The organism is Pseudomonas sp. 20P_3.2_Bac5, assembly GCF_025466035.1.
In the GTDB taxonomy this organism is placed as follows: Bacteria; Pseudomonadota; Gammaproteobacteria; order Pseudomonadales; family Pseudomonadaceae; genus Aquipseudomonas.
Genome location: NZ_JANLOA010000015.1, coordinates 1 through 13,849, shown reverse-complemented (window position 1 = coordinate 13,849; position 13,849 = coordinate 1). Strand labels below are relative to the sequence as shown.

12 protein-coding genes are annotated in these 13,849 nt (G+C 64.7%); 7 read left to right on the top strand and 5 right to left on the bottom strand.

What is annotated here, in order from left to right; all coding sequences use genetic code 11:
* Nucleotides 1-269: 269 nt before the first annotated feature.
* Together NTD88_RS02400 and NTD88_RS02395 are read left to right on the top strand one after the other, a co-directional pair.
* Nucleotides 270-1,760: an APC family permease gene (locus tag NTD88_RS02400; RefSeq protein ID WP_262131123.1), complete on the top strand. Its 1,491-nt coding sequence runs from the start codon at nucleotides 270-272 to the stop codon at nucleotides 1,758-1,760.
* A gap of 78 nt (nucleotides 1,761-1,838) precedes the next feature.
* Complete coding sequence (locus tag NTD88_RS02395) at nucleotides 1,839-3,020, top strand: iron-containing alcohol dehydrogenase (RefSeq protein ID WP_262156419.1); 1,182 nt, start codon at nucleotides 1,839-1,841, stop codon at nucleotides 3,018-3,020.
* Between the two features lie 43 nt (nucleotides 3,021-3,063).
* Here the strand turns inward: NTD88_RS02395 and NTD88_RS02390 are convergent, their stop codons facing one another.
* Nucleotides 3,064-3,966: a LysR family transcriptional regulator gene (locus NTD88_RS02390; protein ID WP_175650029.1), complete on the bottom strand. Its 903-nt coding sequence runs from the start codon at nucleotides 3,964-3,966 to the stop codon at nucleotides 3,064-3,066.
* A gap of 143 nt (nucleotides 3,967-4,109) precedes the next feature.
* Here NTD88_RS02390 and NTD88_RS02385 point away from each other — a divergent pair, with 143 nt between their 5' ends.
* The 4 genes from NTD88_RS02385 to NTD88_RS02370 all read left to right on the top strand — a co-directional run bounded on the left by NTD88_RS02385 (nucleotide 4,110) and on the right by NTD88_RS02370 (nucleotide 6,987).
* Nucleotides 4,110-4,985 (top strand): LysR substrate-binding domain-containing protein, encoded by an 876-nt coding sequence (locus NTD88_RS02385; RefSeq protein ID WP_262156420.1) that lies wholly within the window; start codon nucleotides 4,110-4,112, stop codon nucleotides 4,983-4,985.
* Nucleotides 4,986-5,130: 145 nt separating this feature from the next.
* Entirely contained in the window at nucleotides 5,131-5,661 is a 531-nt protein-coding gene (locus NTD88_RS02380; RefSeq protein WP_262156421.1) for a DMT family transporter, read from the top strand.
* Between the two features lie 36 nt (nucleotides 5,662-5,697).
* Nucleotides 5,698-6,012, top strand: a complete 315-nt coding sequence (locus tag NTD88_RS02375; RefSeq protein ID WP_262156422.1) for a chorismate mutase — start codon at nucleotides 5,698-5,700, stop codon at nucleotides 6,010-6,012.
* A gap of 51 nt (nucleotides 6,013-6,063) precedes the next feature.
* Nucleotides 6,064-6,987, top strand: a complete 924-nt coding sequence (locus tag NTD88_RS02370; protein WP_262156423.1) for an ADP-ribosyltransferase — start codon at nucleotides 6,064-6,066, stop codon at nucleotides 6,985-6,987.
* Nucleotides 6,988-7,035: 48 nt separating this feature from the next.
* Here the strand turns inward: NTD88_RS02370 and NTD88_RS02365 are convergent, their stop codons facing one another.
* From NTD88_RS02365 to yddG, 4 genes are all read right to left on the bottom strand, one after another.
* The gene (locus NTD88_RS02365) at nucleotides 7,036-9,462 is read right to left on the bottom strand and encodes a TonB-dependent siderophore receptor (protein ID WP_262156424.1); all 2,427 of its coding nucleotides are present in this window, start codon (nucleotides 9,460-9,462) and stop codon (nucleotides 7,036-7,038) included.
* A 74-nt stretch (nucleotides 9,463-9,536) separates the two neighbouring features.
* Nucleotides 9,537-10,502, bottom strand: coding sequence for a FecR family protein (locus NTD88_RS02360; RefSeq protein WP_262156425.1), 966 nt, complete (start codon nucleotides 10,500-10,502; stop codon nucleotides 9,537-9,539).
* On the bottom strand, nucleotides 10,502-11,020 hold the full coding sequence (locus NTD88_RS02355; protein ID WP_262156426.1) for a sigma-70 family RNA polymerase sigma factor: 519 nt from the start codon (nucleotides 11,018-11,020) through the stop codon (nucleotides 10,502-10,504). The genes NTD88_RS02360 and NTD88_RS02355 overlap by 1 nt, the downstream gene beginning before the upstream one ends.
* 65 nt (nucleotides 11,021-11,085) lie before the next feature.
* Nucleotides 11,086-11,985, bottom strand: a complete 900-nt coding sequence (yddG, locus tag NTD88_RS02350; RefSeq protein WP_262156427.1) for an aromatic amino acid DMT transporter YddG — start codon at nucleotides 11,983-11,985, stop codon at nucleotides 11,086-11,088.
* A gap of 234 nt (nucleotides 11,986-12,219) precedes the next feature.
* Here yddG and NTD88_RS02345 point away from each other — a divergent pair, with 234 nt between their 5' ends.
* Nucleotides 12,220-13,821, top strand: a complete 1,602-nt coding sequence (locus NTD88_RS02345) for a histidine kinase famiy protein (protein ID WP_095155227.1) — start codon at nucleotides 12,220-12,222, stop codon at nucleotides 13,819-13,821.
* Nucleotides 13,822-13,849: the final 28 nt, after the last annotated feature.

Below are 13,849 nucleotides of genomic sequence, written 5' to 3'. Positions count from 1 at the left end.
GTGCAACGTTTCAGGTCACGGCACGGGTTTGCGCGGCGATACTCATAGACAGGACGAACGACATCGGGTGTTCTTTTGCGCCAACCCGGCATCGAAGTGCAGTGCAAACATCAAAAAATCCTGATGCCAGCCATCGCAACGATGAATTTTTCCTGATGCGAAGCCGACATACTCTGGCCTGGAACCCGCCCGGCCCAGCCCGGGGCAGCCGAGTGTCCACAGAGGCACCGGATCTCGATAACAACTCCAATACCTGCCGAGGATCCCCAATGCCCGTCCCTCTTCCGTCCAACCAAGACGAGCACCTGCTCGCCAGCCACGGCTACCGCCAGGAGCTGGATCGTGGGCTAAGCCTGTGGTCGTCGTTTTCCGTCGGCTTCGCCACCATTTCCCCGGTGGTCGGCATCTATTCAGTGATGTCCCTTGGTGCTATCAGCATCGGGCCGTCCTGGGTGTGGATCGTGCCGCTGTGCCTGTTGCTGCAACTGAGCGTGGCCCTGGTCTACGCCGAACTGTCGTCGCAGTTCCCGCTGGCTGGCGGCTGCTACCAGTGGGTGCGCCGGCTGGTGGGTGACCGCCTGGCCTGGTTCACCGGCTTCCTTTATCTGGCCGCGGCGCTGGCGTCACTGACCACCGTGGCCTACCTCGGCGGTTTCTGGCTCGGCTTGCTGATCACCAACGAACCGCCCTCGGCCAACACCCAGGTGGCCTGCGGCGCGGCGCTGCTGGCGCTGGGCCTGGGGGTCAACCTGCTGGGCATCAACCCGCTGAAGTACTTCGTCAACGCCGGAATCTTCGCCGAAGCCATCGCCTCCATCGGCATCGGCGTGCTGTTGCTGCTGTTCTTCCGCAACCATGATTTCAGCCTGCTGTTCACCAGCATGGGCGCCGAAAGCGCGTCCGGCGGTTCTTACGTGAGCGGCCTGCTCACCGCGCTGGCGGTGTGTGGCTGGGCCTTCCTCGGCTTCGATGCTTGCTCGCAACTCTCCGAAGAAACCACCGACGCCCGCGTCTCCACCCCTCGGGCGATCCTGCGCTCGATGCTGGTGGTGGGCCTGACCGTGATGCTCACCGCCTTCGCCGTGACCCTGTCGTTCAAGGACCCGGCCGCGGTGGTCAGCGGACAGATCATCGACCCGGTGACCCCGGCGGTGGTGGATGCCTTCGGCGCCTGGGCCGAGCGGCCCTTCGTCGCCATCGTGCTGATCGCGTTCGTCGCCTGCGTGGTCTCGGTGCAGACCTACATCGGCCGGGCCATATTCGGCATGGCCCGCGACGGCATCCTGCCCGGCTCGGCGCTGCTGCGCCGGGTCGACCGACGCAAGGTGCCGATGGCGGCGATGGTCTTCAGCACCCTGGTGGCCAGCCTCGGCCTCGGCCTGGGCCTGAACGCCACGGCGGTGGGCACGCTGATCGCCTTTGGCAGCGGCGGCTTCTTCTTCGTCTTCCTGATCGTCAGCGTCAGCGCCCTGTACGCCCGCCTGAGCGGTCGCTGGGACCCGGCCAAAGGCGCCCTGCAACTGGGCCGCAAAGGCTTGGTGATCAACATCATCGCGGTGTGCTGGCTGCTCTTCGAAGCGGTCAACGTGGCCTGGCCGCGGGAACTGCTGGCGCCGCCCGGCGCGCCGTGGTTCCAGGTCTGGGCGGTGGTGGTGGTGTTCTCCGTCCTGGCCCTGTTCGGCCTGGCATACCTGCTGATCGCCAAGCCTCATCGCCGTATCGCCACCAGCCTCAGCTTCGCCGGTCGCGCCGTCGACTGATCCATCCCCTGCCCGCCCGCTCCACTCACCGGCCTCGCGCTGGCGGGGCGGGCTTGTGCCTGAAAAAAGGAATTCGCCATGTCTACCCTGCACTACTGGAACTACCCCACCGAGATTTTCTGCGGCGCCGGCGCCCTCGACCTGCTGGCCCAGCGCTGCGCCCTGGCCGGCATGCGTCGCCCGTTGCTGGTGACCGACCCCGGCATGCTGGAGCTGCCGCCGCTGCGCGCGGTGCGTGAACATCTCGACGCACAAGGCGTCGACTACACGCTGTTCCACGGCCTGTCCGGCAACCCGAGCCTGGACGAGGCCCGAGCCGGCGCCCGCGTATTCGGCGACGGCCAGCACGATTCGCTGATCGCCCTCGGCGGCGGCAGCGCCCTGGACGCGGCCAAGGGCATCGCCCTGCTCAGCCGTGATCCGCACGGCCTGGAACGCTTCGAATGGACGCAAATGCTGGAGCACTTCCCTACCCTCGCCGACTACCCCGCGCTTGGCCTGCCCGCGCTGATCGCCATCCCCACCACCGCCGGCACCGGCTCGGAACTCGGCCGTGAAGCGGTGCTCACCGACACCGTGCAAGGCGTGAAAAAGGTCATCGGCCACCGCGAACTGCTGGCCCGCTGCGTGATCCTCGACCCGGCGCTGACCACCGGCCTGCCGGCAAAACTGACCGCCGCCACCGGCATGGACGCCCTGACCCACCACCTGGAAGCGCTGTTCTCGCCGCTGCATCACCCGATGTCCGCCGGCATCGCCGTGGAAGGCGTTCGCCAGGTGAAGCTGCACCTGGAAAACGCCGTGCGCGATGGCAATGACCTGGTTGCCCGCGAAGGCATGCTGGTGGCCTCGGCCAGCGCGGCGGTGGCATTCCAGAAAGGCCTCGGCGGCGTGCACGCCCTCGCCCATCCGCTGGGTGCGCGCCATCACCTGCACCACGGCTTGCTCAATGCGGTGTTGTTGCCTTATGTGCTGCTGGCCAACCGCAGCGCCATCGAAAGCGACGCCGCGCGCCTGGCGCGTTATCTGGAACTGGACGATGCCAGCTTTGACGGGCTGCTGGCCTGGGTGCTGGAACTGCGTGGCCGGGTCGGGATTCCCGCGACCCTCGCCGAACTGGGATTGACCGGCGAGGATGCCGCGCTTATCGGCGAGCTGGCGCTGGCGGATATCTCGTCGTCGGAGACCAATGCACTGCCGCTGACGGCTGCTGACTATTCGCGGATCTACCGCAATGCGGTGGCTGGGAAGTTGATCTGAGCGTTTTTCTTGGGGCGCACCGCTGCCCTCAAGCTGCGCACAACTAAATCCCTAATCCATGCACCGCCAGCAGGTCCTCGATAAACGCCCGCGCCGCCTCACTGCGTGGCCGGCCGGTGTAGGTGATCATGCTGTGCACCACCTCGTAGCGCAGCCGCTCGGGTTGCAACGCCCGCATGCGGCCGCGCTCGATCCAGATCTGCGCATAGTGGGTCGGCAGGTAGCCCAGATGGGTACCCGCCAACACCGCGTGGGCCACCGCTTCCATGTGATAGGCGGTGGCCCGGCTGCGCTCGGGGCGCAGCGGCAGGTCCTGGTTCTCGGGGAGAAAACCGTGGCTGATCCAGTTGCACGCGGCAATACGCTCCAACGCCGGCTCTGCCTCGTCGAACAACGGATGCCGATCGCCACAGAACACGCCGATCTCCTCGGTGTACAACGGCAAGTAATCGAGACTCGGCCGCGAGCGGCTGAAGTACGACACCGCCAGGTCCAGTTGCCCGTCGATCACCGCCAGTTCCAGCTCGGTGGGTGAGTTGACGTACAGGTTCAACTGCACGTCCTGCTCACGCTGATAGAAGGTCGCCAACGCCTCGCCGAAGCGCGCCTGCGGCAACGTCGCCACGTTGTCCGCCAGACCGACATACAGATCGCCCACCAGATTGCCCGACAGCGCCTGCGCCTCGTCGCGAAACAGGCCGATGGCGTCGAACATCGCCTGCGAGGCATCGAGAATCCGCTTGCCCTTGGCGGTCAGGCGAAAGCCGCCCTTGCCGCGTTCGCACAGGCGATAGCCAAGGCGTTTTTCCAGGCTGCCGATGTGCATGCTGATATTCGACTGGCTCATGTTCAACTCGGCCTGGGCCGCAGTGAAGCCCCCGCATTTCACCACGGTGGTGAAGATGCGCAGCAGGCGCAGGTCGAGGTCGGTGACGGTTCGGAGCATGGCGGGATTCGGAACATTTGAGGGGTGCCCAGTGTAGACCGGCGCCTACAGACTCCGGAGATTTTTCTTACCCGAACACTGTTCATCGCGGCGCTGCGGGCGTAGCTTCAACCCGTAAGCCAGCCAGTAGAAATTCCATCGCCATGTCGACGCCCTCTCTCAACGCCCTGCGCATCTTCGAAGTGGTCGCTCGCCACGGCAACTTCCGCCTTGGCGCCGAGGCGCTGGGCGTGACCCAAGCCGCCGTGGCGCAGCAGATCCGCGGGCTGGAGGCCAGCCTCGGGCTAAAGCTGTTCGAGCGCCTGCCTCGCGGCCTGGCCCTGACCGAGGCGGGCCGCTCCTATGCCGTGAGCATTCGCAAGGCCTTCGAGCTGATCGATGAAGCCACCCGCGCGCTGCGGCCGGAGCCCACCCACCTGACCATCAGCGTCACCCCGAGCCTCGCTTCGCGCTGGTTGATCCCGCGTTTGTCCGGGTTTACCGAGCGCCACCCGGAAATCGATCTGCGGGTGCTGGCCACCGAGCGCCTGTCGCATTTCCAGACCGACGCCGTGGACATCGCCGTGCGCTACGGCAACCCGCCGTTCGGGCCGGGCCTGAATGCCGAGTTGCTGTTCGACCAGCGCATCGTCGCGGTGGGCAGCCCCGTACTGTTACAGGCCCAAGGCATGCCCAAGGGCTTCGCCGACCTGCGCAATTTCGTCCTGCTGCACGATGCCCACAATTTCTGGCCGCAGTTCATCGCCCAGGTGTTCGAGCATCCCGCCGAGGTCACGCCGAAGAACGTGCGGTTCAACCAGACATCACTGGCGATCGAAGCGGCCATCGCCGGACAGGGGCTGGCGCTGGCCAGCCATTTCTTCGTCCGCGACGATATCCGCGCCGGCAGGCTGCAGGCCGCTGTCGAGGGCGAGTTGAGCGCAGAAACCGGGTTCTGGCTGGTGTGGCCGCGCAAGTCCCGACACCCGGCAGCGCAGGCGCTGGTACGGCAGTGGCTGGAAGAACAGGCAAGCCAGTAGTTTTTCTATCGAATCAGAGAGTTTGCACTGGCTCTCTCCCTTGGCGCCGCATTGATAGTTCACCTTTCTCGGCGCGGCGCTGTTCCTGCGTGGGGAAACCATCAACGGCACACGGATCGCCGGGGTCATCCTCGGCTTTATCGGCGTGCTGCTGATCGCCCGCCCCTGGTCCGCCACGGGTGACATCAGCCTGGGCGGGGTCGGCTACATGCTGGGCGGCTCGCTGTGCGTGGGGCTTTCGTTCGTCTATGCGCGGCGCTATGTCAGCCCGCTCGGGCTGCCCGTGGCGGCCTTGACCACCTACCAGATCGGCTTCGCCCTGCTGTTCTTGCTGGCCGTCACGCCCATGCGCGGCATCGACGCGCTGTTCGCCGATACCCGCGCCTGGGTGGGGCTGACCCTCGGCCTGGGTCTACTGGGCACCGGACTGGCGTATATCGCCTACTACTTCATCGTCGAATCCCTCGGCGCCATCGCCGCCTCCAGCGTCACCTACATTCCGCCCGTGGTGGCACTGTTGATCGGCGTGGTGCTGGCCGGTGAGTCCACGGACGCCATCGCCCTGCTCGCGATCGTCTTTATCCTCGCCGGGGTCGCCTGCCTGCAGATTGGCGGGCGGGCTCACCGCCGAGCTTCGGCACCGGCAGTTGACCCGGCAGCACGGGTTCATCAATGATCGACGCTCGCCTCAATTGGACAGGAACACTTGATCATGGATGTACGCTGCACCTCCCTCGACGAAGTCCGCCAACACATCGACCGCATCGACCGCGAGCTGGTCACCCTGCTTGCCCGCCGCGGCAATCTGGTCGCCCAAGCGGCCACCTTCAAGAAAACCTCCGATGACGTCCGCGCCCCGGCGCGGGTCGAACAGGTGATTGCCAAGGTACGCGGCATTGCCGAGGAAACCGGTGCCTCGGCGCAGGTGGTGGAGCAGGTCTACCGCGCGATGATCGATGCGTTCATTGCCGAAGAACTGCACACCCATGCGGCGCTGGCCGAAAAGGCGGCACGCCCGCCGGCATGACCGCTAGCCAGTAACAGGCCCTTCTAGAAACGGATTTCCAGAGTACCCACCATGCCCCGTACTGCAGCCGAATCACTCGACCTCTATTACAAGCACCGTTATCTGCTTATGAGTCCGCTGTGCCGGATCATCACCGGCAATGCCGGGCTACGCAGTTTTTTCGAGCGACACGAAAAAGACCCTGGCGATGACACGGCCTCGGAAAAGGTGCGACAGGTCCTGATCGACAACAACCTGTTCGGCAACGAAAAGGCCCGCGCGCTGCTGGGGGAATACGCAGACGTCAGGGCCGCGTTTACCCGCAACGCAAACGAGCAGATGGACGCGTTCGTCAAGACCATCCAGCAAGACCCCGAACACGCGAACTTCGCGCCCTCTGAAGCGCTGCACAAGGCATTGCTGGCCGGTATCGACAATGACCTCTACGCCACCCTGCTCGAGTACTGGGTCGACATCGAAAACGTCAAGACCGCCTTGGGCAACCGGCCCCAGCCGGTGCTGTCGCAGGATGGCAGCAATCATCCCGCCTACCTCATGCGCGGCGACTCGCAAAGCATGATCGAGTACCTGAACAGGGTCGTTCCCGACTTTCGCAACGACGTTGCCGCTCGCACGGCGGTGACCATGAACACCCACTGGGTGACCAATCAGCCCTTCTCCACCAGCAGCGGCGACGCGCTGGCCTCGCTGGCCGGACGCTCGATGATCTGGCTGATCCGTGTCGACCCGCAGACCACCAAGGGCCGCTCCGGCGGGCTGTACGTGGGCGAGGACGAGGTGCTCCTGCCGCACGATGTGAAGCTGGCGTTCAAGGGCATGATCGGGATCAGTTCGAGCGATGACATCGCCAACGTGGATATCTCGCAGTTCGCTGACAGCGCCGGGTTGAGAGACAAGATGGGAGCGATCTACAGCGCCGAAGGCAATAACCTCGGCGGCAAGAAGGTCTGTTTCCTGGTCAGCGAAGAAGAGTAGAACGCCGTGACACGGGGGAGCCTTGCGCTCCCCCGTGTGAGCAATCGATCAGAAGTCCCAGCGGGTGGTGACCATGACGTTGCGCGGGTCGCCGTAGGACACCGAGCTGTAGAAGCCGACGTTGGTGTAGTAGGTCTTGTCGAACACGTTGTTGAGGTTGACCGTGGCCGACAGGTTGTCGGTGATTTTGTAGCGGGCCATCAGGTCGACCAGCCAGAAGTCGTCCTGGGTGAATTTCTCCTGAACGCCTTTGGCGCGGTTGGTCAGTATTTGCCAGGCCTGGCCCTGCCAGCGCGCGCCACCGCCGACGGTCAGACGATCCAGCGGGCCCTGCAGTTTGTAGGTGGTGTAGAAATTGAACTGGTCCTGCGGCTCCCAGGTGGACACTTTGTCGCCATGCTGGTCACGCACGACTTTGTGGGTGTAGCCGCCCATCAGGTTCCAGCCGGTAGCCAGTTCGCCGCTCATTTCCGCTTCGACGCCCTTGGTGGTCGCGGTGATGCCGTAGTAGGCGTCGTAGAGGTTCGGCAGGGTTGGGTTGGCGTTGTAGTCGCTGTCCGATTCCGGGCGGTTTTTCTCATGGACTTCGAAGTACGCCAGGCTGGCATTCAGGCGACCGTCGAAGAATTCGCCCTTGATGCCCAGCTCGTAGTTCTGGCCTTCGTCAGGCTCGAGCATCTTGTTGGTGCGGTCGCGGTAGTCGGTCTGCGGCAGGAAGATGTCGGTGTAGCTGGCGTATAGCGACAGCTCATCGTTGAGGTCGTAGGTGACGCCGACATAAGGCACGAGGCGCCCGGTTTCGCGAGTGTCACTGGTGCCGGTGATCTTGTAGTTGGCCAGCCGCGCGCCCAGCAGCAGGTGCAACTCGTCAGTGAGGCTGAAGCGCGAGGTCAGGTAGCCACCGGTCTGCCAGGTGGTCTGGTCGGTGCGGTAGCTGATATCGCCCCAGCCCGGTTCGAGACCGCTGCCGCCATCCCAGTTCCAGAAGTCGTAGGAATTGCTGTCGCGGTAGGTCGCGGTCCAGTAGTCCTTGCCCTTCCAGTGCGCCTTGGACGCGGCCGCGCCGACCACCAGTTGGTGCTCGCGGCCGAACAGCGAGAACGGCCCGCTGAAGTAGACGTCTGCCGAGTCGGTGGTGGTTTCGCCGGTGTACTTGTTGCCGTAGATCGAGGTCACGCCGGTGATGGCGTTGGGTCGACCCTGGATCGAGCCGAGCGGCGCGTAATAGCCGTTGATCTGGTGGTGCACTTGCGCCTTGCCGACCCATTCGTTGGCGAAGCTGTGTTCCAGGGTGGCGAACACGGTACGGGTGTATTGCTCCCAGCGGCTCCATTCGGCGCCGTTGTTGAACGAGCGCGAGGTGCTGACGCGGTTGCCCTGGCTGTCGTAGATCGGCACGCTGCCGGACCAGCTCGAGCCTTTCGGGTCGTTGTCCTGGTAGTCGGCACCGACGCTCAGCAAGGTGTCCGGGTCGAGGTCGAATTCGAGGATGCCGTAGTAGACGCTGGTCTTGCGCTCGTAGTGGTCGATGAACGAGTGCTTGTCCTGGTAGGCCGCCACAGCGCGACCGCGCACGTTGCCGGATTCGCTGAGCGGGCCGCTGACATCCACCTCGGAGCGGTAGTTGTCCCAGCTGCCAGCGCCCAGTTCGACATGGCCCTTGAAGTCCGCGGTCGGCTTCTTGCGCACCAGGTTGATGGTGCCGCCGGGGGCGCCCGCGCCGGTGAGCAGGCCGGTGGCGCCCTTGAGCACTTCGACCCGGTCGTAGATCGCGGTGTCGCTCAGGGTCTGCCCCGCCGAGTAGGCCGCAGTGCGGGTGGTGGGGATACCGTCGTACTGGAAGTTCTGGATCGAGAAACCGCGGGCGTAATAGTTGCTGCGGTCGGAGTCATAGGACGCGACGGTGATGCCCGGTGTGTGGCGCATCACGTCGTCGATGGAATTGAGGCCGAAATCGTCCATGTGCTGGCGGGTCACCACGGTGATCGACTGCGGCGTTTCCCGCGGCGTCAGCACCAGCCGCGTGGCGGTGGCGATGGTGCCCGGGGTGTAGGAACCGCTGTCTTCGGTGATGGTGCCAAGCTGGTTGGAAACGACGTTGGTGGCGCCCAATTCCATGACACTGCCGCTGACCGGCACGGCTTCAATCTGGAAACCGTCCGCGTTGGCCCGCGCTACCAGGCCGCTGCCCTTGAGCACCTGGGCAAAGCCTTCGGCGACGGTGAAGCGGCCGTGGACACCCGGGCTGACCAGCCCCGCCACCTGCTGCGAGCTGACCGAAATCGGCGCGCCGGCGGCCTGGGCATAGCGGCCCAGCACCTCGCCGAGCGGGCCACCGGCGATATCGAACGCCAGGACCTGCTGCTGGGCGAAGGTCAATACGGGGGCGACAAGGGCAATGCCGCCGAGGGCCAGCCGCAAGCCGAGGTAGAGACGGCTGGGGCGCAGGGACAGCGCGCGCAACGATGAAGCCATGGTTTCGATTCTCCTGAGTGTGTTGGCCCAGGGGAGGACGGGCGAAAATCGAAAACGCGAAGCGGAATTGCAAATTATTTGCGTTCTTCTTCATCCAGTGGTGTCACCCGGGTCAGCCACGGCGTGAAATGCGTGACCTGCAACGGCAATGTGCGCTCCAGCAGGCGCAAGGCGCGGTCGCTGTCGTCGGTCGGCAACATCACCGTGACCCGCATACCGGCCAGCGCCTCGCGGTCGAACGACAACAGTCCCGGACGATGCCGCGCCAGACGCTCCAGCACATCGCTCAACGGCTGGTCGGTGACCAGCAATTGATGCTGGGTCCAGGCGCCCTCCTGCGCCGCGACATCCACCCGCTGCACCGCGCCGATGCCGTTGGCGTCCACCCGCACCTGCTCGCCCGCGTTCAGCACCAGGGTGCCGACAGGGCTTTCGATCCGCGTCGACGATTCGAGCATGGTCACCCGCGTGGCGTCGTCGCGGCGCTCGACGATAAACCGCGTACCCAGCGCGCGGATGCTGCCCTGCGGCGTGTCGACATAGAACGGTCGCTGCGCGTCCTTGGCCACCTGCACACGCAGTTCGCCACGCAGCAGATGAATGCGCCGCTCCTGCGCATCGAAATGCCAGTCCACCGCCGAGTCACCGTTGAGACTGATCTCGCTGCCGTCGGCCAGGCGCTGCTCGGTCCAGGTGCCACGGGCGGTGCTCAGGTCTGCCAGCAGGTAGCCGCGCTGCCAGTGCTGATACCCCAGCAACCCCGAGCCGACCAGCAAACCCGCCAGCGCCAGCGCCTTGATCGCCTGCGCGCGCGGGCGGCCCTGGTGCGCCCGTCGCAAGGCGGCGCGGGCCGGTTGCCGCGGCAGTTCGGCAAGGGGGCTGAGATGGCCCTGCAAACGGGCGATGGCGGCGGCATGCTGAGGATCGGCGGCGAGCCAGGCGTGATACGCCTGACGCGTGGCGGCGTCGGTCTGGTTGTCGAGGCGCACCAGCCATTCGGCGGCCTGACGCAATACGGAAGCGGAAACGGCGACGCTCATCAAGGCTCCTGGGCGACGAGGTCGCAGATCAACAGGGCTTCCACCAGATCCTTCTGCACCGTTCTGATCGAGACACCGGTCTGGCGGGCGATTTGCTCCTGACCCAGCCCTTCCAGATGGCGCAGCACAAACGTCTCGCGCACCCGCGGATGCATGCGCGCCAGCGCCCGGTCGATGCCTTCCAGCACCTGGACCGCCTGGAGAATTTGCTCCGGCGACGGCGCCTGCTCCAGGTACGACGCGCAGCGCTCCAGCTCCTCGCGGTAGGCCTGCTCCAGGCGCTGGCGCCGGCCGTTATCGATCAGCAACCGGCGCGCCACCGTGGCAAGAAACGCCCGCGGTTCGCGCGGCGCGACATAGGCGCCGGCGGTGAGCACACGGATGAAGGTGTCCTGCGCCAGGTCGGCGGCGTTATGCGGGCACTGCGTCCGCCGCCGCAACCAGCCCAGCAACCATCCGTGGTATCCCTGGTACAACGCGTCGAGGGTGTCGCTCCGGGGAGGCTGGCTGGAGTCCATGGCACAATTCGCACAAATGAGAATTATTCATATTAATGCTGGCCATTGAAATGCCGCAAGTGCCATTACGCTGCCGTCGACTTCTGGCGCGTCGCCTGCCAGCAAATCAACGACCCCGCCGTCACCAGCAATGCGCCTTGCCAGAACTGCCCGCTCAGGTGCGCGCCCAGCCAGATCGAGGCGAACGCCGAAGACAGTACCGGGGAAAAATACGACGCAGTGGCCAACAACGTCAGGTTGCCGCGCAGGATGCCCAGGTTCCACAGCGCGTAGCCGCCGGCCATGGCCACGCCAGCGGCGAGCAGTTCCAGGCTGTTGCTCGCGGTGAAAGCCGGCAACGGCGCCCCGCTGAAAGCGAACTTGATCCACAGCAGGCAGGCGGTGAGGAAGAAGAACAGCACCACCAGGTTCTGCCCATTGGCATAGCGGCGGGTGACGTTGCAGTAGAGCGCGAAGGTGACCGCGCAGCTCAGCGCCAGGCCGTAACTCAGCGGGTTGGACTGTACGTTGGCGATGATCTGGGCCAGCGAAAAACCATCGCCACTGACCACCCAGAGAATCCCCGACAACGCCAGCGCCGTGCCCGGCACGATCAGCCAGCGGGCGCGCTGGCCGTTCATGAAGATCGCCAGCAGCACCGTGAGGCAGGGCCAGAAGTAATTGAGCACCATCAATTCGATGGCCTGCTGCGCGTCATTGGCGAAGCCCAACGCCAGCGACAGGCAGATTTCATAGGCGACGAACAACGCGCTTCCGCTCAGCAAATAAACCCGGGGTACCGAGCGCAGCCGCGGTCGCCCGAGCAACGCCAGAAGCATCAACGTACCCAGCGTGTAGATCAGCGCCGCGCCGCCGAGCGCGCCGAAGATTTCGCTGATGCTCCTGATCAAGCCGGACGCCGTGCTCCACAGCAGGATCGCCAGCAAACCACACGCCGTTGCCGCCCGCGTTCCGCTGATTGTCATGCTTGCTCCACGCCAAAAGGCGTCGAGTCTAACGGAAACCTCGCACAAGATCGGTTAAAAAACCGCACAGGCAAAGCAACCAACAAGCGGCACGGCGGTCTGGATAAAAATGATGGCACTTGAACCTGCCATCCAACACAGCGACGTTTCAGCCGGTGCCATCACTGGTACGGGGGCGCGCAAAAATTCAGGGTACCGGCCAGGCCGGTCGATGGCAGGAAGAGGAACTGTCCAGTGGCAAATACACCTACACGAGTCGATGACTCTTCGACTGCAGATATCTCCCGTCACCCCAAGGACATCTTTTTCGCGGCGGTGGAAACCACGCGAATGCCGATGATCGTCACCAACCCCAACGCTGCCGACAACCCGATCATCTTCGCCAACGCGGCCTTTCTCGACATGACCGGCTATGACCCCAAGGACATCGTCGGCAAGAACTGCCGGTTCCTCCAGGGCCCGGACACCGACCCCGATGTCGTGACCTCGATCCGCGACGCGATCAAGGGCCGCTACGACTTCGCCACCGAGATCCTCAACTACCGCAAGGACGGCAGCACCTTCTGGAACGCGCTGTTCATCTCGCCGATCTTCAATGAAAAAGGCGAGCTGATTTACTTCTTCGCCTCGCAACTGGATGTCAGTCGGCGCCGGGATGCCGAGGATGCCCTGCGCCAGTCGCAGAAAATGGAAGCGCTGGGCCAGCTCACCGGCGGTATCGCCCACGACTTCAACAACCTGCTGCAAGTCATGAGCGGCTACATCGACCTGATCCGCACCGCCGCGGAAAAGCCCGCGCCGGACATGGACCGGATCCGCCGCAGCACCTTTCACGCCCGCTCCGCCGTCGACAAGGCCAGCACGCTGACCAAGCAACTGCTGGCGTTCTCGCGCAAGCAGAAACTGCAAGGCCGGGTGCTCAACCTCAATCAACTGGTGGAAACCGTCCAGCCGCTGGTGACCCGGACCTTCGGCGACGGCGTGCAGGTCGTATACGACCTCGAACACTCATTGAAAAACTGCCGGATCGACCCGACCCAGGCCGAGGTGGCGCTGCTCAACGTGTTCATCAACGCGCGCGACGCGCTGATCGGGCGCAAGGAACCGCGGGTGTTCATCGAAACCCGCAATGTGCTGGTCCGCGACCTGGCCGTCGCGTCCTACGACGGTCTGCTGCCGGGGAGCTACGTGAGCCTGTCGATCACCGACAACGGCATCGGCATGCCCGCCAGCATCCGCGACCGGGTGATGGACCCGTTCTTCACCACCAAGGAAGAAGGCAAGGGCTCGGGCCTCGGGCTGTCGATGGTCTACGGCTTCGCCAAACAATCCGGCGGCGCCGCGCGGATCTACACCGAGGAAGGCTCCGGCACCACCCTGCGCCTGTATTTCCCGGTGGACAGCGGCACCGTGCTGCCGGTGGAACGACGGCTGACCTCGGAAGCGAAGAACGGCCATGAGACCGTGCTGATTGTCGAAGACCGGCCGGACGTGGCGGAGCTGGCGAAGATGGTGCTTGAGGATTACGGCTACTGCGCCGAGATCGTGCTGAATGCCCGCGAAGCGCTGAAGTGCTACGAAGCCGGTGAGCGTTTCGACCTGCTCTTCACCGACCTGATCATGCCGGGCGGCATGAACGGCGTGATGCTCGCCCGCGAAATCCGCCGCCGCCACCCCGCCACCAAGGTGCTGCTGACCACCGGGTATGCCGAAAGCTCCATCGAGCGCACCGACATTGGCGGTTCGGAGTTCGACGTCATCTCCAAGCCCTACCTGCCCCATGACCTGGCGCGCAAGGTGCGGCAGATTCTGGATTCGCCGGGAGGGATTGCTTGAGAGTTGTTTAGCGCCTTCACGTTCGGCG